Origin of the sequence: Aestuariibius insulae, from assembly GCF_040783535.2 — a bacterium.
GTDB classification, from domain to species: domain Bacteria; phylum Pseudomonadota; class Alphaproteobacteria; order Rhodobacterales; family Rhodobacteraceae; genus Aestuariibius; species Aestuariibius insulae.
Window position 1 is genome coordinate 200,464 of sequence record NZ_JBFONW020000004.1, and the last position, 18,603, is coordinate 219,066.

Annotated in this window: 17 protein-coding genes; 12 read left to right on the forward strand and 5 right to left on the reverse strand. The window is 60.3% G+C overall.

The window, feature by feature from the left end; translation table 11 throughout:
- Nucleotides 1-7: 7 nt before the first annotated feature.
- Nucleotides 8-235, forward strand: coding sequence for a DUF2842 domain-containing protein (locus tag AAD018_RS12535; RefSeq protein WP_367314424.1), 228 nt, complete (start codon nt 8-10; stop codon nt 233-235).
- Nucleotides 236-276: 41 nt separating this feature from the next.
- Here AAD018_RS12535 and AAD018_RS12540 read toward each other — a convergent pair whose 3' ends face one another.
- The gene (locus AAD018_RS12540; RefSeq protein ID WP_367314425.1) at nt 277-2,124 is read right to left on the reverse strand and encodes a hypothetical protein; all 1,848 of its coding nucleotides are present in this window, start codon (nt 2,122-2,124) and stop codon (nt 277-279) included.
- A gap of 138 nt (nt 2,125-2,262) precedes the next feature.
- Here AAD018_RS12540 and AAD018_RS12545 point away from each other — a divergent pair, with 138 nt between their 5' ends.
- The 9 genes from AAD018_RS12545 to AAD018_RS12585 all read left to right on the forward strand — a co-directional run bounded on the left by AAD018_RS12545 (nt 2,263) and on the right by AAD018_RS12585 (nt 10,726).
- Nucleotides 2,263-2,928, forward strand: coding sequence for a thiamine diphosphokinase (locus tag AAD018_RS12545; protein ID WP_367314426.1), 666 nt, complete (start codon nt 2,263-2,265; stop codon nt 2,926-2,928).
- Between the two features lie 86 nt (nt 2,929-3,014).
- A complete protein-coding gene (gene rpiA / locus AAD018_RS12550; protein ID WP_367314427.1) occupies nt 3,015-3,800 on the forward strand; it encodes a ribose-5-phosphate isomerase RpiA in 786 nt (261 codons plus the stop codon).
- 3 nt (nt 3,801-3,803) lie between these two features.
- Nucleotides 3,804-5,279 (forward strand): FAD-dependent oxidoreductase, encoded by a 1,476-nt coding sequence (locus AAD018_RS12555; RefSeq protein WP_367314428.1) that lies wholly within the window; start codon nt 3,804-3,806, stop codon nt 5,277-5,279.
- 83 nt (nt 5,280-5,362) lie between these two features.
- The gene (gene hflK, locus AAD018_RS12560; protein WP_367314429.1) at nt 5,363-6,529 is read left to right on the forward strand and encodes an FtsH protease activity modulator HflK; all 1,167 of its coding nucleotides are present in this window, start codon (nt 5,363-5,365) and stop codon (nt 6,527-6,529) included.
- Nucleotides 6,529-7,566, forward strand: coding sequence for a protease modulator HflC (hflC, locus tag AAD018_RS12565; protein ID WP_367314431.1), 1,038 nt, complete (start codon nt 6,529-6,531; stop codon nt 7,564-7,566). Before hflK ends, hflC begins: the two co-directional genes overlap by 1 nt.
- Nucleotides 7,567-7,569: 3 nt before the next feature.
- Entirely contained in the window at nt 7,570-7,740 is a 171-nt protein-coding gene (locus AAD018_RS12570) for a DUF2065 domain-containing protein (protein ID WP_367314432.1), read from the forward strand.
- 237 nt (nt 7,741-7,977) lie between these two features.
- The gene (locus AAD018_RS12575; protein WP_412005275.1) at nt 7,978-9,423 is read left to right on the forward strand and encodes a Do family serine endopeptidase; all 1,446 of its coding nucleotides are present in this window, start codon (nt 7,978-7,980) and stop codon (nt 9,421-9,423) included.
- Nucleotides 9,424-9,572: 149 nt separating this feature from the next.
- Complete coding sequence (locus tag AAD018_RS12580) at nt 9,573-9,896, forward strand: 2Fe-2S iron-sulfur cluster-binding protein (protein WP_367314433.1); 324 nt, start codon at nt 9,573-9,575, stop codon at nt 9,894-9,896.
- Nucleotides 9,897-10,036: 140 nt separating this feature from the next.
- Nucleotides 10,037-10,726, forward strand: coding sequence for an FG-GAP repeat domain-containing protein (locus AAD018_RS12585; protein WP_412005276.1), 690 nt, complete (start codon nt 10,037-10,039; stop codon nt 10,724-10,726).
- Here AAD018_RS12585 and cobS read toward each other — a convergent pair.
- Nucleotides 10,723-11,463 (reverse strand): adenosylcobinamide-GDP ribazoletransferase, encoded by a 741-nt coding sequence (gene cobS, locus AAD018_RS12590; RefSeq protein WP_367314436.1) that lies wholly within the window; start codon nt 11,461-11,463, stop codon nt 10,723-10,725. The two genes, AAD018_RS12585 and cobS, sit on opposite strands and share 4 nt — an antisense overlap.
- Before the next feature lie 66 nt (nt 11,464-11,529).
- On the opposite strand from cobS, the gene cobT reads away from it, so the two are divergent.
- Nucleotides 11,530-12,540, forward strand: coding sequence for a nicotinate-nucleotide--dimethylbenzimidazole phosphoribosyltransferase (gene cobT / locus AAD018_RS12595; RefSeq protein WP_367314437.1), 1,011 nt, complete (start codon nt 11,530-11,532; stop codon nt 12,538-12,540).
- 14 nt (nt 12,541-12,554) lie between these two features.
- Here the strand turns inward: cobT and AAD018_RS12600 are convergent, their stop codons facing one another.
- The gene (locus AAD018_RS12600) at nt 12,555-13,010 is read right to left on the reverse strand and encodes an Lrp/AsnC family transcriptional regulator (RefSeq protein WP_367315190.1); all 456 of its coding nucleotides are present in this window, start codon (nt 13,008-13,010) and stop codon (nt 12,555-12,557) included.
- A 140-nt stretch (nt 13,011-13,150) separates the two neighbouring features.
- On the opposite strand from AAD018_RS12600, the gene hppD reads away from it, so the two are divergent.
- Entirely contained in the window at nt 13,151-14,248 is a 1,098-nt protein-coding gene (gene hppD, locus AAD018_RS12605; protein ID WP_367314438.1) for a 4-hydroxyphenylpyruvate dioxygenase, read from the forward strand.
- 63 nt (nt 14,249-14,311) lie between these two features.
- On the opposite strand, the gene AAD018_RS12610 is transcribed toward hppD, so the two are convergent.
- Both AAD018_RS12610 and AAD018_RS12615 read right to left on the reverse strand, forming a co-directional pair.
- Nucleotides 14,312-16,972 (reverse strand): hypothetical protein, encoded by a 2,661-nt coding sequence (locus tag AAD018_RS12610; protein ID WP_367314439.1) that lies wholly within the window; start codon nt 16,970-16,972, stop codon nt 14,312-14,314.
- 211 nt (nt 16,973-17,183) lie between these two features.
- Nucleotides 17,184-18,491, reverse strand: coding sequence for an O-acetylhomoserine aminocarboxypropyltransferase/cysteine synthase family protein (locus AAD018_RS12615; RefSeq protein WP_367314440.1), 1,308 nt, complete (start codon nt 18,489-18,491; stop codon nt 17,184-17,186).
- Nucleotides 18,492-18,603 lie beyond the last annotated feature (112 nt).

Below are 18,603 nucleotides of genomic sequence, written 5' to 3' on the forward strand. Positions count from 1 at the left end.
CTTGGACATGGCACTGTCCTACAAGGCCAAGCGACGCTGGGCGCTGATCATTCTCCTGATTGGTCTGCCAGTCTATGCGATAATCGCGGTATCCCTGATGGCATGGCTGACCGACATCGGTGCTCGCCCTCCGATCCTGGTCGAACTTCTGATCTATCTGACGTTGGGGTTGCTCTGGGCTCTTCCCTTTAAAAACGTCTTCAAAGGGGTAGGGCAGGCGGATCCGGACGCGTAGACTGGATGCGGCCCCGGAGAGGGCCGCATCAGAATCTGCGTTTACGCGACACCCATGTCCTGATCGTCCGGGCGGTAGCGAGTATCTTCTGTCACCGCGAATTGTCCGCCTGAGGCCTTCCGGATCCGACCGTCGCGCAGGAGCTTGCCAAAGTGGCGTAGGCTGTCTTCGCGGGTGAAGTCTGCCCCTGCAAGGTCGTTGATCTTGCGGATGATCTGAGGACGCGAGAACTGGGCTTTCCCTTCGATGAAGGTAGTATGTGCCGCTGCCGCTTCGAGAAGTTCGGGCAAATCTTCGGCATCGACGGTGCGAACGAATTCAGCAAAGCTTGGCGCATCGGTCTTTGAGGCTGCCGAAGACGCGCTGGCGTCGTCCTCAGAGCCTACACGTTGCGATGGTACGAGCTTGAGCGGGGCCGGGCGGCTCGCTTCCGGTCCGCGAGCTTTCACCGCTTCGCTCAGATCTTCGCGATAGGCGTCTTCGGGATTGTCGTCCGCCGCAGAGCTATCATTGCCTTCACGATCAGCTACCGTTGCAGCGACCGCTGCTTTGAGCTGAGCGATGGCCGAGCGACGGCTGCGGCTCTCCGGTTCGTCGAGCTGCGCATTGGTCTGATCAAGGATACGTTCCATATCCTCGTCATCGTGGCTTACGTCGGTTTCAAACTGATGACGTTTCGACAGGCGGGCGGCAAAGCGAGCACCGGCGATACCAGCATCTTCACGATCGTCGTCGGATGGCGCTTCGTCCGAGGAACCGTCCTCGCTCTCCGCAATCTCTTCCTCGTCCCCGCTTTCCAGATCGTCATCGTCTTCCTCCTCGGCGTCGGGCTGGGCCGCGTTGGTCAGGACGAAAACATCTTCGGAGCCCGCAACATCTTCGATGTCGTCCGCGTCATCATCGAGATCCGTCTCGTCGGCCTGCGCGGTGAGGGCATCGCTCTCATTGTCGGATGACGGCACGTCGTCCGCTACAGCGTTAGTATTTTGCTCGGCAGTCTCATCCTCTGGCTTGGCGAGATCAGAGCGGCGCAGCTTGATGATACGCGCGCGAAGGGGCGAGACGGGAAATTCTGCTTCCTGGGATGACGCCTCTTCGTTGTCATCCTCGATGTTTTCCTCTGCATCCTCCGCTACGGTCTCCTCTTCGGAAGAAGCGCTGTCGACCTCGTCGTCTTCGTCGACCTCTTCTCCCTCTAGACTGTCAAGAGCAGCAATCTCTTCGATCTCGGAGGTATCTTCGATCTCTTCATCGGGGTCGGGCGTATCCTCTTCCTCGAGTGTGTCCTCTTCCTCGGATGCGGTTTCTTCCTCGACCTTTTCAGGCCAAAGGACTTCCTCGATCTCGTCCTCATCTTCATCGAACTGCTCTTCGGGAGGCTGCTCAGCCTCTAAAGAATCCTCGATGCTGATATCTTCTTCTGGATCGAGATCGCCACTGCCCTGCGCAATCTCTTCCTCAAGCGTATCAACCACAGCAACAGTAACCGGCTCTTCGTCTCTAGTGATGATCTCGTCGCTCGAGGAATCTGCGACCGCGGCGCCGGCTGCAGCGACATCGCGAATACGGCGAAGGCGATTGGCGATCCGGTTACCACCGGTCTCGTCGCTTTCCTCCTCCGCTTCCGCGAGAGCGACGCCTGTCGTCAGAACGATTTCCCCGTCGGTGACGGTTGCATCGACGCGGCGGTCGTACTCCCCTTCCGCAATACGGGCGAGTGTTTCCGGATTGGGCTCCCATGTGTCGACGCCGAAATCGCGATCCTCGGCCGCCAGATCGCGAAAATAGCTTGCGACAGCTTTCATCGTCTCGACCGAATCGTCGAAACCTTCCAGCGTGCAGGAAAAGGTGCCATAGGACACTGAAAGAACTTTATTCGATTCAGACATGGTACGCTCGCTTTTAAACAGGCCTCTATTCGCCTCTGTATCATCAATTGGTTCGCAAACAGGAACGATCTGGGGTTTTTTCAGGTATCATTTCATGGCGAAAATGTGGCGCAGACGCGCCGAAATCGGTCAGACCTCATGAGCCGCACCATCCTTTCGAGCGATGAGCCGGTCCTTTTGGTTGGGGCAGGAGCTGTGGAATTGGATGATTTCACGACCCTTTCCGAACGCGTAAGCCATGTCGTCGCAGCCGATGGCGGAGCGCAAGCGGTTCTTGCAGCAGGGCAGGTTCCCGATCTTGTGATCGGAGATATGGATTCTGCTTTATCAGATCCGAGGCTGGAAGGGCGCATATATCAGATCGATGAGCAGGACAGTACGGATTTCGATAAGGCGCTCCGATCAATTAGCACGCCGCTTGTCTTGGCGTTGGGTCTGACCGGTAAACGCCTTGATCACGAGTTGGCGACATTGACCGTTCTGGTGCGCTATCCGGATCGTCCTTGTATCGTTCTGGGAGAGGAGACTCTCGTCTTCCTCTGCCCGCCACGCCTGACCCTTGATTTACCGCTGGGATCCATCTTCTCGCTTTTTCCGATGGGCCGGGTTCGTGTCGAAAGCGAGGGTTTGCGTTGGCCGACCGGTGGTATCGAATTTGCACCGGACGGTCGCATTGGGACGTCCAATGAGGTCTCGGGGCCTATCGCCTTGGTTCCGGATGCTCCGCGCATGCTGGTTTTGCTGCCGCGAGAGCCGCTCGATCACGTGATCGAGCGGCTCTACCGCACAGAAGGATGGCCCTGAACTGCGTCGACACGAGGATTCTCCGCTCGCACCGCCCCGATCTTTCCGCCTATAACGCGCTCACGCTGTTGCCACGAGGTTTGCCCATGCCCGAGTTGTCCCCGATCGATACGGCGAAATTTGCTGCAGCCCGAGAGGCATCGCAGCTTGTGAAATCCGGAATGACTGTCGGTCTCGGCACCGGCTCTACTGCCGCATGGATGGTGCGCTGTCTGGGGGAGCGGGTTCGCAATGAGGGGCTGAAGATCCGCGGCGTGCCGACATCGACCAGAACGGCCAAGCTGGCGCAGGATGTCGGGATCGAGGTCTTGAAGCTGGATGAGGCGGGCTGGCTGGATCTCACGATTGACGGAACGGACGAATACGATCCTGACCTGAACCTTATCAAGGGGGCCGGGGGCGCATTGCTTCAGGAGAAGATTGTGGCGACTGCTTCAAACCGGATGGTGGTGATTGCCGATAGCTCGAAGACGGTTGCGGGTCTGGGGGCCTTCCCTCTCTCGATCGAGGTAATCCCGTTCGGCCTGTCCCTGACCAAACAGCTGATCGAGGAGATGCTGTCCTCGCTTGACGTCGCAGGCCGCACGGTTTCGCAGAGAATGGTAGACGGGCAACCATTCGTGACGGATGAGGGCAACCAAATACTCGATCTGCATTTGCGGCGAATTGGGAAGCCCCACCAGCTGAGCCTGATGCTCAACCAGGTGCCAGGCGTTGTTGAGAACGGGCTTTTCCTCGATATCTGCGACACGGTTTTCCTCGGTCACGAGGACGGGCATGTCGATGTGATCGAGGCAGATGCCGACGCTGTGCGCGAACCCTGGGTCGATCTGGATGGCACGGAAAACCTGTTTGCTGATCTGCCGGAGTAAGTGATGGCCTTTGACTATGATCTCTTCGTAATCGGCGGCGGCTCCGGCGGCGTACGGGCCGCACGGATGGCAGCGGCGCAAGGCGCGACGGTTGCGCTTGCCGAAGAGGACCGCATGGGCGGAACCTGCGTGATCCGCGGCTGCGTGCCTAAAAAGCTGATGGTCTTCGCCTCAAGCTATCGCGAGAGCTTCCGTGATGCCCGTTCCTATGGGTGGGACGTCGAAGACGGTGCCTTTGATTGGCCGTCCTTCCGCGGTCGCCTCGAAACAGAATTGGGACGTCTTGAAGAAGTTTATCGCAGCCTTCTGAACCAGTCGGGTGTCGAGATCTTCGACAGCCGTGCTGCATTGGGCGATCCGCATACCGTTCGCCTATCCGACGGTATCGAAAAAACTGCGAAGCATATTCTCATCGCAACCGGTGGACATCCGGTGCGGCCCGATCTGCCTTGCGCGGATCTGGGGATCACCTCGAATGATATTTTCCATCTGCCTGAATTGCCCAAATCGATCCTGATTGTGGGCGGCGGTTATATTGCCTGCGAATTTGCCTGCATCCTGCACGGGCTCGGTGTCGAAGTGACGCAATACTATCGCGGCGCCCAGATCCTGCGGGGCTTCGACGACGAGGCGCGCGGCCTCGTGGCCGAGATGATGGGCGAGCGCGGGATTGATCTTCGGCTGGGCACAAACATCTTCGAGATGAAGCGTGCGAGTGACCATCAAGAGGGCGAGGCGAAGGGCACCGCCTCTGATGCTGCCATGGGCGCCAGCGTAACCGCGGTCCGCGAACGTCAATCGGTGGCGGAGGCTTCCGGCGAATATGGCGGCAAGCAGGGGCCGATCTGGGTCAAATCCACCTCCGGTCAGGAGGGCGTCTATGATCAGGTGCTCTTCGCGACTGGCCGCGATCCCAATTCTCGCGGGTTGGGGCTTCAGGATCTGGGCATTGAGCTGGGCCGCCGCGGCGAGATCGTCGTTGACGAATACAGCCAGACGAAGGTCCCGTCGGTCTATGCGATCGGGGACGTGACCAATCGTCTCAATCTGACACCTATCGCGATCCGCGAGGGGATGGCGTTCGTCTCGACCGTTTTTGAGGGCAAGCCCACCAAGCCCGATCACGATCTCGTTCCGTCCGCCATTTTCACTCAGCCAGAACTCGGCACGGTCGGTCTGAGCGAGGAAGAGGCGCGGGATCAGGAAGAGATCGAGGTTTTTTGCACCTCGTTCCGTCCGATGCAGCAGGCCTTTGCCGGGCGCAGCGACAGGGTTCTGATGAAGCTCGTCGTCTCGCGCGCGTCCCGCAAGGTGCTAGGATGCCATATCGTGAGTGCTCAGGCCGGGGAGATGATCCAGCTGGCGGGCGTTGCGATCAAAATGGGAGCGACCAAGGAAGACTTTGACCGGACCGTTGCGGTTCATCCGACGATCTCGGAGGAAATCGTCACAATGCGCAGTCCTGTGAGAACTGCTTGAATTTCCGGTCGGGACTCACAGTTAGAAGGCAACACGAGAGCGGCCTCGAGGTCGCGGACGATGAGCAAGGGATGACAATTTAGATGGCAGGACGTGGGAGCGGCCCCTGGGGCGGTGGATCCGGAAACGGCGGCGGCGACGATAGGGACGGAGAGGATCGGCGACGGCCGACTGGCCAAGGTCCCAGAGGCGACGGGCCTCAGATTCCGGAAATCGACGAGCTGATGAATCGGGGACGTGAACAGCTCCGCGTTCTTATGGGGGGCCAAGGTGGCGGTCGCGGCACGGGATCTGGCGGGGATGGCCCCGGCGGCATCGGACGCGGCACGATCGGCTTGATCGCGCTGGGCGCGATTGCGCTTTGGGCAGCCTCATCCTTTTACACAGTCCGCCCGGAAGAACGCTCGGTCGAGCTTTTCCTTGGCGAATTCTACAGTGTCGGTGAACCGGGTCTGAACTTCGCACCCTGGCCGTTTATCACAGCGGAAAAGCTTGAAGTGACTCGAGAGCAGACCGAGGAGATCGGCACGGGCCGCACCGGCGGTGAAGCGGGCTTTATGCTAACGGGCGATGAAAACATCGTAGATATCGATTTCCAGGTTGTCTGGAACATCACGGAGCCGGACAGATATCTCTTCAACCTGTCCGATCCACCGCAAACGATCCGGGCCGTGTCCGAGTCCGCGATGCGCGAGATTATCGCCCAGTCCGAGCTGGCGCCGGTCCTGAACCGGGATCGTGGAGCAATCGCCGATCGCCTTGAGACGCTTATTCAATCGACGCTCGATAGCTATGGCAGCGGTGTTAATATTGTGCGTGTGAACTTTGATAAGGCAGATCCGCCCGGTGCGGTGATTGCGGCCTTCCGGGACGTGCAAAACGCGGAGCAGGAGCGGGATCAACTTCGAAACGAGGCGGACCGGTATGCCAACCGCGTTCTCGCTGAAGCACGTGGTAATGCAGCTCAAACGCTTGAGGGCGCTGAAGCCTACCGCGCACGCGAAGTGAACGGCGCTGTTGGTGAAGCGAACCGCTTTGTCGCTATTGCCGAGGAATATGCGAAGGCACCAGAAGTTACGCAGAGACGTCTTTATCTTGAGACGATCGAGCGTGTGCTTGGCCGAGTTGACAAGATTATTCTGGACGAAGCCGCGAGCGGCGGGGCCGGCGGACAGGGTGTTGTGCCGTATCTGCCGCTGAATGAGTTGCGCCGTGGCGGACAGACCACGACGTCGGAAGGATCGAACTGATGAATAAAGCAACCGTCCTTCTGCCAATCCTGGCAATTGTCGTCCTAGGTCTCATGTCGTCCCTCTTTATTGTGGACGAGCGTGAGAAGGCGCTTGTTCTGCAATTCGAGCGGATCGTCGACGTCAAGGAAGAGCCGGGATTGGCATTCAAGATCCCGCTCATCCAGCGGGTCGTGCGCTATGACGACCGAATTCTCAGCCGCGATGTTGAGCCTTTGGAGGTCACACCGCTTGATGATCGGCGGCTCGTCGTCGATGCGTTCGCGCGCTACCGGATATCGGACGTTCGCCGGTTCCGTGAAGCCGTCGGTGAAGGCGGCGAGGAGTCAGCCGCACGCCGTCTCGACGGTATTTTACGCGCCGAAATGCGGGAGGTTCTGGGTTCGGTCAGTTCAAATGACATCCTGTCGACGGACCGGGCTACACTGATGCTTCAGATCCGCAATGGCGCAATCAGCGAAGCGCTTGCTCTTGGACTTGAGGTAATCGACGTCCGGCTCAAGCGGACCGATCTGCCCGAGGAGAACCTTCAGGCGACCTTCAACCGGATGATTGCCGAACGGGAACGCGAAGCCGAAGACGAGCGAGCACGAGGCCGCGAAGCGGCGCAGCGGATCACAGCGCAGGCTGACCGGACGGTGGTTGAGCTGACATCTGACGCGGAACGCGAAGCGCAGATCATTCGCGGTGAAGCTGATGCGCGCCGCAATGCGATCTTTGCAGAAGCTTATGGCCCGCGCCGGCAGTTCTTTGAGTTCCAGCGCTCGCTCTCGGCGTTCGAGCAGTCCTTGCAGCAGCAGAACTCTACTCTCGTTCTGTCGCCCGATAGCGAGATCGTGCGCGAGCTGTTCGGCGCGATTCGAGCCGAGGGTCTGGACCCGTCGGAGATCCAGGCAATTTTGCCGGAGGAAGGTCCTTCGACAGAAAGTCAGGGCGGTCAGGGCGCCGCGCCTGTCGAACAAGCGCCGATCCCAGCTTCGCCGGATGATGGTGGCGGCAACGCCGCGGATGAGGAGACAGCGCCGCTTGGCAACTGATCGATGAGCTGGGCGATCCTGGCGATCGGTTTAGTCTTGATCGTGGAGGGGCTGGTCTATGCGCTGGCCCCTTCTGCTATTGAAGACATGCTTCAGACGCTGCGCGAGTTGCCTTTAGAGACACGGCGTCTGATTGGCCTCGCTGCGCTCGCAACGGGTGTCAGCCTCGTCTGAATCGCACGGTTTCTCCCTATCTGATGCGCTCGCCCTTGTTTCACAGGCAAGTGACCAGATGCGACGACCCTTTGCGTTGCAGCAAACACGCCCTACATTCATCTACAACTTTAGAACACGCGGCATCGCCGGGCGGAGTTTCCCCGCCTTTCACGGCATATGCGAAACAAGGAGTATCCCGTGCAAAGCAATTCCAAAGTGATTTCCCGTACCCGGCCCGATACTAGGCAGACGCTCATGGCACTGCTTCTGGGTTCCGCCATAGCCATCGGCGGCGCGCAGATGGTTAGCGGTCAGGAGTTGAACGTCGAGGGGCAGAACCGGCCGTCCTCTTTTGCTGAACTGGCCGAGCAGATCAGCCCGGCCGTCGTGAATATCACGACCTCCACCACCGTCGCCGGACGGGCCGGTCCGCAGGGGATCGTTCCCGAAGGCTCTCCGTTTGAGGACTTTTTCCGCAATTTGCCCGAGCGTGACAACGGCCCGCGCCGGTCTTCGGCGCTGGGGTCGGGCTTCATCATTTCGGGTGACGGCTACATCGTCACGAATAACCATGTGATCGAGGGGGCCGACGAGATCCTCATCGAGTTCTATGACCGCGAGGACGAGCTTCCTGCCGAGGTCGTAGGGACCGATCCGAACACCGATATTGCGCTGCTCAAGGTCGAGCTGCCAGAAGACGAGACACTGCCCTTCGTGCCCTTCGGCGATAGCAGCGGTGACAGCGCCGAAGTCGGTGACTGGGTGATGGCGATGGGCAATCCGCTGGGGCAGGGCTTTTCTGTATCCGCCGGAATCATCTCGGCCCGCAACCGCGAACTCAGCGGGACCTATGACGACTATATTCAGACGGATGCGGCGATTAATCGGGGTAATTCGGGCGGTCCACTCTTTAACCTCGACGGTGAAGTGATCGGTGTGAACACCGCGATCCTGTCGCCTAACGGTGGCTCGATCGGCATCGGCTTCGCAATGTCTTCTGAGGTTGTGACGCGCGTCGTCGATCAGCTTCAGGAGTTCGGCGAAACCCGCCGCGGCTGGCTGGGCGTCAACATCCAGGATGTCACCGACGATCTGGTTGACGCGATCGAGGGGCTTGAGGTGGCCGAAGGTGCATTGGTCACGAATGTTCCCGAAGGACCGGCGCAAGAGGCAGGCATTTTGTCGGGCGACGTGATCCTTAGCTTCGACGGCACCGAGGTTGGCGATATCCGCGAGCTTGTCCGCAAGGTTGGCAACACCGCTGTCGGCAAGGCCGTTGAAGTGATCGTGCTGCGCGAGGGCGAGCGCGAGACGCTCAGTGTCACGCTGGGACGTCGCGAGACCGCCGAGGCCGCGATCCCCGCCCGGGCGCAGACCGACGAGGAACCCGAGACCGGCGAGACCGAGCTTTTGGGGCTCACGCTGGCCGAGCTGGACGATGCGCTCCGCGAGGAGTTGCAACTCGGCGAGACGGTCGAGGGCCTTTTCGTCACGGATGTGAACGAGGATAGTGCCGCCTTCGAAAAGGGCCTGCGTCCCGGCGACATCATTACCGAAGCGGGGCAGCAGAATGTGACTGCCATCGCGGATCTGACTTCACAAGTCGATGAGGCACTCGAGGAAGGGCGCAAGTCCATCCTTCTTCTCGTGCGCCGCGATGGCGCACCGCGCTTTGTTGCGCTGCCGGTCGAGGAAGAATGACCCTCGACTTTTGAATAGGCCGATCAAGGGGCATCTTTTTGGAGGTGCCCTTTTTTCTTATCGGGGTAAGACCACCCTAGAAAAGCGTTTGACGTGCCGGTCAGTCCCGCTAGGACAAGGGGGGCAAAGACACCAGATCAGGACCCGACATGGCCAAGATTACCTATATTGAACACGGAGGCAAAGAGCATGTGGTGGAGGTCGCAGATGGCCTGTCGGTCATGGAAGGCGCGCGCGACAACGGCATTCCGGGAATCGAGGCCGATTGCGGCGGCGCTTGTGCCTGTTCGACCTGCCATGTCTATGTCGATCCAGCCTGGGTGGGCAAGCTGCCGGCTAAGGACCCGATGGAGGAGGATATGCTCGACTTCGCTTATCAGCCGGATCCCGAGCGGTCGCGCCTGACCTGCCAGCTTAAGGTGAGCGACGCGCTTGATGGGCTTGTCGTACAGATGCCTGAAAAGCAGATTTGATGACATGGCGCGGCGCTGCGGCTGCGCTTGCCTTGGTACTGATCTGTCTATCCACGACGAGCCGGGCATGCAGCGTCTCGTTTTCTGATAATGCTGGGCCATTCGACATCGTCCGCGGACTCCCCGGCCACATCACGTTGATGCACTATGCGGATCCAACGGACATCTACGGGCATCGTGTTTTAGGTGATGTGCCTGAGGCAGAAACCTTGTCCATTGTCTTCGGACAGTTCGACTTACTTCGATGCCGACCTGACTATGTCTATACATCTGTGGCCGCCGGTAAGGGACATGTCTTCGAAGACGTCGCGCCACGGGCGATCGATCTGGACGGAGATGGATATTTAGAGATCATCACTGTTCGATCGAGTCTCACCAAAGGCGCGCAGATCGCGATTTACGGCGCCGATAAGACTGAGCCTTCGGGATCGTGGGGCGACAGTCCCTACCGCTTGCTTGCGACAACGCCCTATATCGGCAGGCGACATCGATGGCTCGCCCCGGTCGCCTGGGCCGATCTTGACGGGGACGGCGCAATCGAGATCGCCTATGTGGATCGACCCCACCTGGCGAAGATCCTGCGCGTGTGGCGGTTCGAGGATAACACGCTGACCGAGGTCGCGGCTCTGGAGGGTATCACCAACCACCGGATCGGCGAGCCTTATATTTCAAGCGGGATTCGATCCTGTGGCGGTTTGCCTGAAATGATCGTCGCAGATGCCGACTGGCGCTCTGTTCTTGGGGTTCGCTGGACGACAAATGGCTTCGACGTTCGCAGGATCGGCCCGTTCGAGGGAGCTCCGTCCTTCGAAACCGCCCTGCGCTGTTAAAGCGCGGCCAGTGTCAGCAGAACCGCTGTTTCGCTAATCTGCTGGGTGGCTCCGAGAACATCGCCGGTCTGCCCCCCGATCTTGGAGCGTGCGATTGCGGCGCAAGCCATCGCGGCAAGAACCGCCGCTACGATAGCCGTAAGAGCGGACCACCCCAGGACGAGCAGCGACGCAACGCAGGCGGTTGCCAAAGCAAGCGACAGCGCAGAGCCGGGCGGCGTTCCGACCGCGCGTGACAACCCGTTCGTGCGGGCATTCGGAAGCCACATGAGCGGCACCATCATCGACCGCGACAGCATAGCGGCGACCACGAGGCCGAGGGGAATAGCAGGTTCCGCCAGCAGGATGGCAAGTGCCGCGACCTTGAGGAGGGTGATAAAAACAAGCGCCATCACCCCGAACGTCCCGATCCGGCTATCCTTCATGATCGCAAGGCGCCGCTCCCGCTCATGGCTGCCGAAAAAGCCGTCCGCGCAGTCGGCCAGCCCGTCCTCGTGCATCGCTCCGGTCAGCACGGTCATCAGGCCAAGCGCGATCACTGCTGCGATCAGGGGCGAGGACCAGAGAAGCGCGGCGCCATATCCGGCAACCGCCGCACCCCCTCCGACAAGCATCCCGACGAGCGGCCAGGCCCAAGCCGCCCGCGCCCCGCGCGCCATGGCCGCCTCTGCGTCCACGGGGACGGGCAGGCGGGTCAAAAGACCCAGAGCGCGGGCGATATCTGCAAGCTCGATCAAAGCGGCCTTCCCTTTGCGGTGCCCAGCGGTAAAGAGGAGCGGAGACCTTTGCAACGATGGATGAAAATGACCGCACCCTTTGCCACGCTTGCCGAGTTCCACGATGTCCTGACCGGGCTCCCCGGCCCCGATGACACAGCCGCAGCTGCAGCGCGAGATCGTGACGCCCAGTTGACGAAACCGCCGGGTGCGCTGGGGCGGCTCGAGGAACTGGCAGAATGGTATATCGGTTGGCGCGGCGATCCTGCTGCGCGATGCAACTCGCCTCAAATTCTCATCTTTGCGGGTAATCACGGCGTAACCGCGCAGGGCGTCTCGGCCTTTCCCGCAGAGGTCACGGCGCAGATGGTGGCCAATTTCCGGGCGGGCGGGGCTGCGATTAATCAGCTTGCCCGTCTGGCCGGGGCGACGCTCGACATCCATGCGCTCTCGCTCGACACGCCGACAGCAGATTTCACCACCGGTCACGCGATGAGCGAGGCAGATTATGTTGCCGCCCTCGCGACCGGATGGGGCGCGGTGAGCCCGGAGGCGGATCTCGTCGTCACCGGCGAGATGGGGATCGGCAACACCACATCGGCGGCCGCGCTTGCAGCTGCTCTTTTCGGTGGCGATGCAGGCAGTTGGGCCGGGCGTGGAACAGGCGTGGGCGACGACGGTCTGTCGATCAAGCGCCGGGTTGTGGAGGCAGGCGTCTCGCTCCACGGGCAACAGGGGCCATTAGGCCTGCTGCAATGCCTGGGCGGACGCGAGCTGGCCGCGATGGCAGGAGCGATCGCGGGCGCAAGAGCGCACCGCATCCCGGTCATTCTTGACGGGTTCATCTGTTCGGCGGCGGCAGCAAGCCTCGAACAGGCCGTGCCCGGTGCGCTTGATCACACAGTTGCGGGTCATCTGAGCGCTGAAGCGGGACATGGACAGATCCTGGACGCGCTTGGAAAGATACCTTTGCTGCAGCTCGGGATGCGGCTGGGCGAAGGTTCCGGCGCCGCGCTTGCCATCCAGATCCTACGTGGCGCACTTGCCTGTCATCAGGATATGGCGACCTTCGCCGAAGCCGGGGTGAGCGATGGCTGATCAGCCTGCGGAGGCTAGAGCGGCAGTGGCGCATCGGTCTTGAGCTGGTCCATTACGATCTGGCTTTGAACACGAGCCACGGCTGGATGCGGTAGCAGCACATCATGGATTAGGCGGTGCAGCGCCTTGAGATCGGGCGTCCAGACCCGCAGGAGGTAGTCAGCCTCACCGGTCATTGTCCAGGCCGAGGTAATCTCGGTCCTGCTGTGTATCAGGCGCGAGATATCACGTGCCGCCTCGGGACCGTGTGTGCCGAGATGGACCTGAACGAAAGCCTGTATGCTTAGCCCCAGAGGTTCGGGATCGATTTGGGCGGCATAGTGAGTAATGAGGCCTTCGGCCTCGAGGCGCTGCCGTCGCCGACCTGCTTGGCTGGCCGACAGGCCAAGCACTTCGCCGAGCTCTTGCGCCGTTATCTGACCGTTCCGCTGCAGCGTTCGGAGAAGGCGTTTGTCCACATCATCCAAGATCATGCGGGCTATACGCGCAGAACGTTCGGTTTCTGTCAAATTCAAACGATATATTCATAGGAGGTCGTCAGATTTGCGCGCTACTAGCACGGTATCGGAGATATAGTGTACGCGAAGATGCTGCAAGAGGAGAGGCCGGGATGGGACCATTCCCACATGATGCCCCGAAAGCTGAGATTACAGAGCAAAATCCGGCGGGCACCGATGGGTTCGAATTTGTGGAATTCGCACATCCCGAACCTGAGGAGCTTCGGGTTCTCTTTGCGCGTATGGGCTATCGGCATGTGGCGACACACAGGGCGAAGGCCATCGAAGTCTGGCAGCAGGGTGACATCACCTACATCCTGAATGACGAGCCCGGCAGTCACGCGCGCCGGTTTGTCGAAGAACATGGACCCTGCGCGCCATCGATGGCGTGGCGGGTGGCGAATGCACAGCACGCGTTCGACCATGCCATTTCGAAAGGCGCCGAACCCTATGACGGGGACGGCAAGACGCTCGATGTGCCCGCGATTATCGGGATCGGTGGATCGCTGATCTACTTTGTTGAGGATTATTACGAGACCAGCTCCTATAGCGCCGAATTCGACTGGATCGGCACCGCTCATCCCGAAGGTGTGGGATTCTACTATCTCGATCACCTTACTCATAACGTCCACAAGGGAAATATGGACGTCTGGTTCAAGTTCTACGGGGATCTCTTCAACTTTCGGGCGATCCGCTTTTTCGATATTGAGGGCAAGTTCACCGGGCTCCTCAGCAGGGCGCTAACATCGCCCTGCGGGAGGATCCGCATCCCGATCAACGAAGATCGCGGAGAGACCGGACAGATCGTGGAATACCTCAAGCGCTACAAGGGCGAGGGCATCCAGCACATCGCCGTTGGGGCGCGTGATCTTTACGATGCGATTGATGCGATTGCTGAGAATGGGATCCGCTTCATGCCGAAACCGCCCGAGAGCTACTATGATCTCAGTTACGACCGCGTGTCCGGGCATGAGGAGCCAAAGGAGCGCATGATGACCCATGGCGTGCTCATTGATGGCGAGGGCGTCGTGGGGGGAGGTGAGACGCGGATCTTGTTGCAAATCTTCTCGAAAACGGTAATCGGACCGATCTTTTTCGAGTTCATCCAGCGTAAAGGCGACGACGGATTTGGGGAGGGCAACTTCAAGGCGCTTTTTGAGTCGATAGAGGCCGATCAAATTGCGCGTGGTGTCCTGAACGAGACCTCGTAAGGGACGCCGAGACGACGCTCCTGCTGCACAGATCGCCCCGCCCGCCGTCCCGATATCACCGCCTTAGCCCGACGGGACGTCAAGAACGATAGTCCGGCCGCGCTTTACGTAGCTGAGCTGGCTCTCGCCGATCGCTGCAACCCGACCGCCATCAAGACGGTCGCCCGGTTGGACCTTCATAAACCGACCATTGGGGAGACGCACCAGTGCGCTTCGAGCATTTGGGCGGCCATAGACACCGATCAGGTTCACCCGGCGCAGGTTGATCGCATTGTCGATCGTGGCCCCGCGCGCGACCGTTGTCGATGTCGGACCGGATGGTTGAGCAACTTGAGGCGCCGGGACAGGTGGAGCAGGGGCGGGCGCCGGGGCCGGAGTGGGTGCCGCGGCAGCCACCGAAGCACGGCGGGCGGCCAGATTAGCGGGCCGGTTCGACGGACGAAGCGAGCGCGTGACAGCTTGAGCTGTGCCGACGACCATTGGATCCGCAGGCGTCGTCAGCGCAGTCTCGAGGGCGGAGGCAACCGCGCCTGGGGCCGGTGTATCAGGGCGACGGGATGCTAGATCTTCAGGGCGCGCCTGTGGTCTGAGGCGAGCGGATGTCTCGGGATCGGCTGCCGGTCCTTCGGTCAGAGGAAGCGGCAGGGCTGCGGGGCGCAGCCTTGGGCGGGCATCAGAAGCCAGAGCCTCCAAGCTTACGCCGCCCGGTGTCGCCGCCTCGCGCGATGGGCCCACCGCTGTGTCCTCAGGGTTTTCCTGCTCGGAAAGGGTTCGCCGCAGAGGGGGAATGACAGGTGGCGCTCCGGCATAGACCACGACCCCATCCGGCGTGACTGCGCCATCCGGGGCCGCTTCGACAAAGCCACGGTCGTCCAGAACAAAGCTCTCGGTCGGAGCCGGAGGATTCATTGGGACCGGCATAGGAAGATCGCTTGATAGGATCACAGCTGTCGTCAATTCAGGCCGGGCAGCGGGTGGCTCAACAGGCGAGGCGATTAAGGGGAAACGGGGATCGCCAATCTCGGCGCTTACTGGAACGGGGCTTCGGCGGGGAGCTTTTTGCCAAACGCCGGTCGCGATATGGCGCCGCTCAGCTTCCGGTGTGCTGAGAACAAGGCGCCGGACATCGGATGCCGTCATTGGAGACTGAGGTGAGGCACCGGGGCGCGCTATCTCGGTGCGGGTTGGGATCTGAGGGGAGGTACTTTCTGCTGGAGCAGTCGTTTCTATCAGCGGTGCTGTCTCAGGTGCCGTCGTTTCCTCAGGGGCTTCGGGTGCTGCGAGGTCGGCAATTGCGCCCGCAACAGCGCCGGCCAGCGCTGGTGAAACTGCCTCTTCGCGCTCTTGCGTCTCACTCGGGAAGGGGGCGGTCTCAGTCGGGATTGCGACTGGGATTGCGATTTGATCGGATGAGGCCAGCTCTGCCCCCGCGGAATTGTCGGCGGTGGGCGAACCCAGCCAGACCGCTGCTCCAGCACCGACAGCAACTACCAAAGCAGCGGCGACAGGCAGCGCCCATTTGCGTACGTTTGTGCGAGCCGTCTCTTCGGGAAAGAGCGGCTTCGGGTCCAGAGTCGCAGCGACGGCTGGCGCCTGCTTCGTGGGTCCGATGGGGGCATCGCCAGTAGACGTAATGGCAGGCGCGGTGCTGCCAGCCACGGGATGGGACGCGGCCAAAGCGGCAGGCGCAACGGCAAGGAAAGGGGATTGCCCAGCCTCTTTGACGCTTGGTTTTGTCTCGAAGACTGCAGGGGATGGCTCTGCGAATTCAGAAGCAGCTGAGAGAGCTGGTTCTGGTAAAACGTGCTCTGCAAGCTGTATTGCTGGCTTCTCGTGGTGTGCTTGATCAGGGATGACGAAATAGGAGGGATCCGGACTAATTAGCAGAGAAAGAAGGTCTGGCGCGGATCGCTCATCTGGAACCTCACTGATCAAGTTCGGCTCAGCATCAGCGTCCGCGAGACTAGAGGTGTCTTCAATAGGATGGAGCGTCTCAAGAGATTCAGGGATTTTTTTCGAAATGGGCTCATCGGCCGACTCTACCGGAGACGCCTTTGGTGTCTCGACCTGCTCCGGAAATGAGCTTTCCGATTGCATGTCTTCAGCAAAAAGCTGATTTTCACTTGCAGGACCTGCCGTCTCCGAATTGTCAAAGTTGAGCGAGAGCTTTGGCTCAGCCTCACCTTCAGGATCGGAAGACGACGCATCTGCAACGCCGATAACGTGGATCGCATTGCTATCGCGGGCGGCATCCGGAACATCTTTTGCCGCGCCAAAGAACGGCTCGCCGTCAAAGGTGAAAGCCTCGGGGATCGCGGTGAAAGAATGCGGGGTGAACCCGTGAGAGCGAGTAAACTGGTCCGCCTCGTCCAGCGTTTCACGAGCGACAGCGGCAATGAAGGTATGGCCTGCGATCTCGCGCCAGTCGTAGCTCAGGTCATCCACCGCATAGGGCGTCGAGCCTTCAAGCGCATCGCGAACCCGATCCTCTGTCACATGATGTTCGATCAGGCTGAGATATCTAATCTGATCATTGGGAAGAACGATTTTGCAGGAATAGGAACCCCCGGCCAGCTCTTCACCGCATGCTCGAAGATCGGCCAGAGCGGTCTTGAGATCGGGATGATCGAGGGCGACATCGCCGACAAAAATCCAGCCGCCTTCGACACGATGCAAAAGCTGGATGCCCTCTGTCGAGAGCGAAAGTGCGAATCTCGCAATCATATGACGTCGGTTAACCCGTTTATTCCCGAACCCTGCCCCAGAAGGTCCGTCCCTATTCTGATTTGATATCCCAGTGCCGGGGCGGAGGAAAGACGGTGCCTTTGCATCGGGCGAAAGCCTGCCGGTCGTCTCCCGCGGGCTGGCCGCCAGATAGGGGCATGGCTCTCGATAGGATCGCGCTCCGGAAAGACAGTCTGCCGGAGCGCTTCTCTTAGGCCGTTGCCTTGGCGAGCGCCTGGTCGAGATCGGCGATCAGATCGTCGGCATCCTCGATCCCGATCGAGACACGCACGACCTCTGGATCGGCGCCCGCCGCCCGTTGCTGATTGGCGTCGAGCTGGCGGTGGGTCGTGGAGGCCGAATGGATGATTAGGCTGCGCGTATCGCCGAGATTGGCCACGTGGCTGAAGATCTCGAGACTGTCGATCAGCTTAATACAGGCATCATAGCCCCCTTTGACAGCGAAGGTGAACAGAGCCCCTGCGCCTTTTGGACAAACGGATTTGACCCGGCTGAAATAGGGCGAGCTTTCGAGACCTGCATAAGTCACGTAATCGACGCGCGGATCGGCCTCCAGCCACTTGGCGATCTTGACTGCATTCTCCACGTGCCGCTCCATCCGAAGCGACAATGTCTCCATTCCCATAAGGGTGTAATGGGCGCCTTGCGGGTTCATCGTCATTCCCAGATCGCGCAGCCCGATGGCAATGCCGTGAAACGTGAAGGCGAGCGGTCCAAAGGTCTCGGCGAATTTGAGGCCGTGATAGGCAGGCTCAGGCTCGCTCAGCGACGGAAACTTGCCGGAGGCTGCCCAGTCGAATGTTCCACTATCGACGACCGCGCCGCCGGTCACCGTTCCGTTCCCGGTCAGATATTTGGTGGTCGAATGCACGACCAGCGCAGCGCCATGTTCGATCGGGCGGCACAGATAGGGCGTGGCAGAAGTATTATCGACGATCAGAGGGATCGCATTGGCATCGGCGACATCAGCAGCGGCGCGCAGGTCAGTGATGTAGCCGCCCGGATTGGCAATCCCTTCGCAGAAGATCGCTCGCGTATCATCGTCGACCGCCGCCCTGACGGCCTCCATATCGTCGAAATCGACGAATTTGGCGGACCATCCGAAGCGTTTAATCGTCTGGGTGAACTGTGTGACCGTTCCGCCATAAAGCCGGGTCGATGCGATGATGTTCTTGCCCGGCGACATCAGCGGAAAGAGCGCCATGATCTGGGCGGCATGCCCGGACGAGCAGCAAACCGCGCCCACGCCGCCTTCGAGCGTTGCGATGCGCTCCTGAAGGACGGCGATCGTAGGATTGGTCAGACGCGAGTAGATATAGCCGACCTCCTGCAAGTTAAAGAGCGCGGCGGCGTGATCGGCATCGCGAAAGACGAAGGCTGTCGACTGGTAAATGGGCGTCTGCCGCGCGCCGGTTGCAGGGTCCGGACGGGCACCGGCATGGATTTGAAGCGTGTCAAAGCCGTAGGAGGGGCCGGTCTGGCTGGCGTCATCTGGCATAGGAGATCCTTCATCGATGGGGGCCCTTATGGGATCGGGCCGGAGAGGCTGGTCGTGCCCTGGCTTTCGTGTCTAGATCAGGCGGGACGGTGGCTCAACCGTTCCGCCATCC

Excerpts from the sequence above, each read along its gene's own strand:
- hppD (WP_367314438.1), top strand. The coding sequence starts at position 13,151 with ATGGGACCATTCCCACATGATGCCCCGAAAGCTGAGATTACAGAGCAA.
- AAD018_RS12540 (WP_367314425.1), bottom strand. The coding sequence starts at position 2,124 with ATGTCTGAATCGAATAAAGTTCTTTCAGTGTCCTATGGCACCTTTTCC.
- AAD018_RS12575 (WP_412005275.1), top strand. The coding sequence starts at position 7,978 with ATGGCACTGCTTCTGGGTTCCGCCATAGCCATCGGCGGCGCGCAGATG.
- hflK (WP_367314429.1), top strand. The coding sequence starts at position 5,363 with ATGGCAGGACGTGGGAGCGGCCCCTGGGGCGGTGGATCCGGAAACGGC.
- AAD018_RS12615 (WP_367314440.1), bottom strand. The coding sequence starts at position 18,491 with ATGCCAGATGACGCCAGCCAGACCGGCCCCTCCTACGGCTTTGACACG.
- AAD018_RS12610 (WP_367314439.1), bottom strand. The coding sequence starts at position 16,972 with ATGATTGCGAGATTCGCACTTTCGCTCTCGACAGAGGGCATCCAGCTT.
- AAD018_RS12570 (WP_367314432.1), top strand. The coding sequence starts at position 7,570 with ATGAGCTGGGCGATCCTGGCGATCGGTTTAGTCTTGATCGTGGAGGGG.
- cobT (WP_367314437.1), top strand. The coding sequence starts at position 11,530 with ATGACCGCACCCTTTGCCACGCTTGCCGAGTTCCACGATGTCCTGACC.
- rpiA (WP_367314427.1), top strand. The coding sequence starts at position 3,015 with ATGCCCGAGTTGTCCCCGATCGATACGGCGAAATTTGCTGCAGCCCGA.
- AAD018_RS12535 (WP_367314424.1), top strand. The coding sequence starts at position 8 with ATGGCACTGTCCTACAAGGCCAAGCGACGCTGGGCGCTGATCATTCTC.
- AAD018_RS12585 (WP_412005276.1), top strand. The coding sequence starts at position 10,037 with ATGCACTATGCGGATCCAACGGACATCTACGGGCATCGTGTTTTAGGT.
- AAD018_RS12580 (WP_367314433.1), top strand. The coding sequence starts at position 9,573 with ATGGCCAAGATTACCTATATTGAACACGGAGGCAAAGAGCATGTGGTG.
- AAD018_RS12545 (WP_367314426.1), top strand. The coding sequence starts at position 2,263 with ATGAGCCGCACCATCCTTTCGAGCGATGAGCCGGTCCTTTTGGTTGGG.
- AAD018_RS12555 (WP_367314428.1), top strand. The coding sequence starts at position 3,804 with ATGGCCTTTGACTATGATCTCTTCGTAATCGGCGGCGGCTCCGGCGGC.
- hflC (WP_367314431.1), top strand. The coding sequence starts at position 6,529 with ATGAATAAAGCAACCGTCCTTCTGCCAATCCTGGCAATTGTCGTCCTA.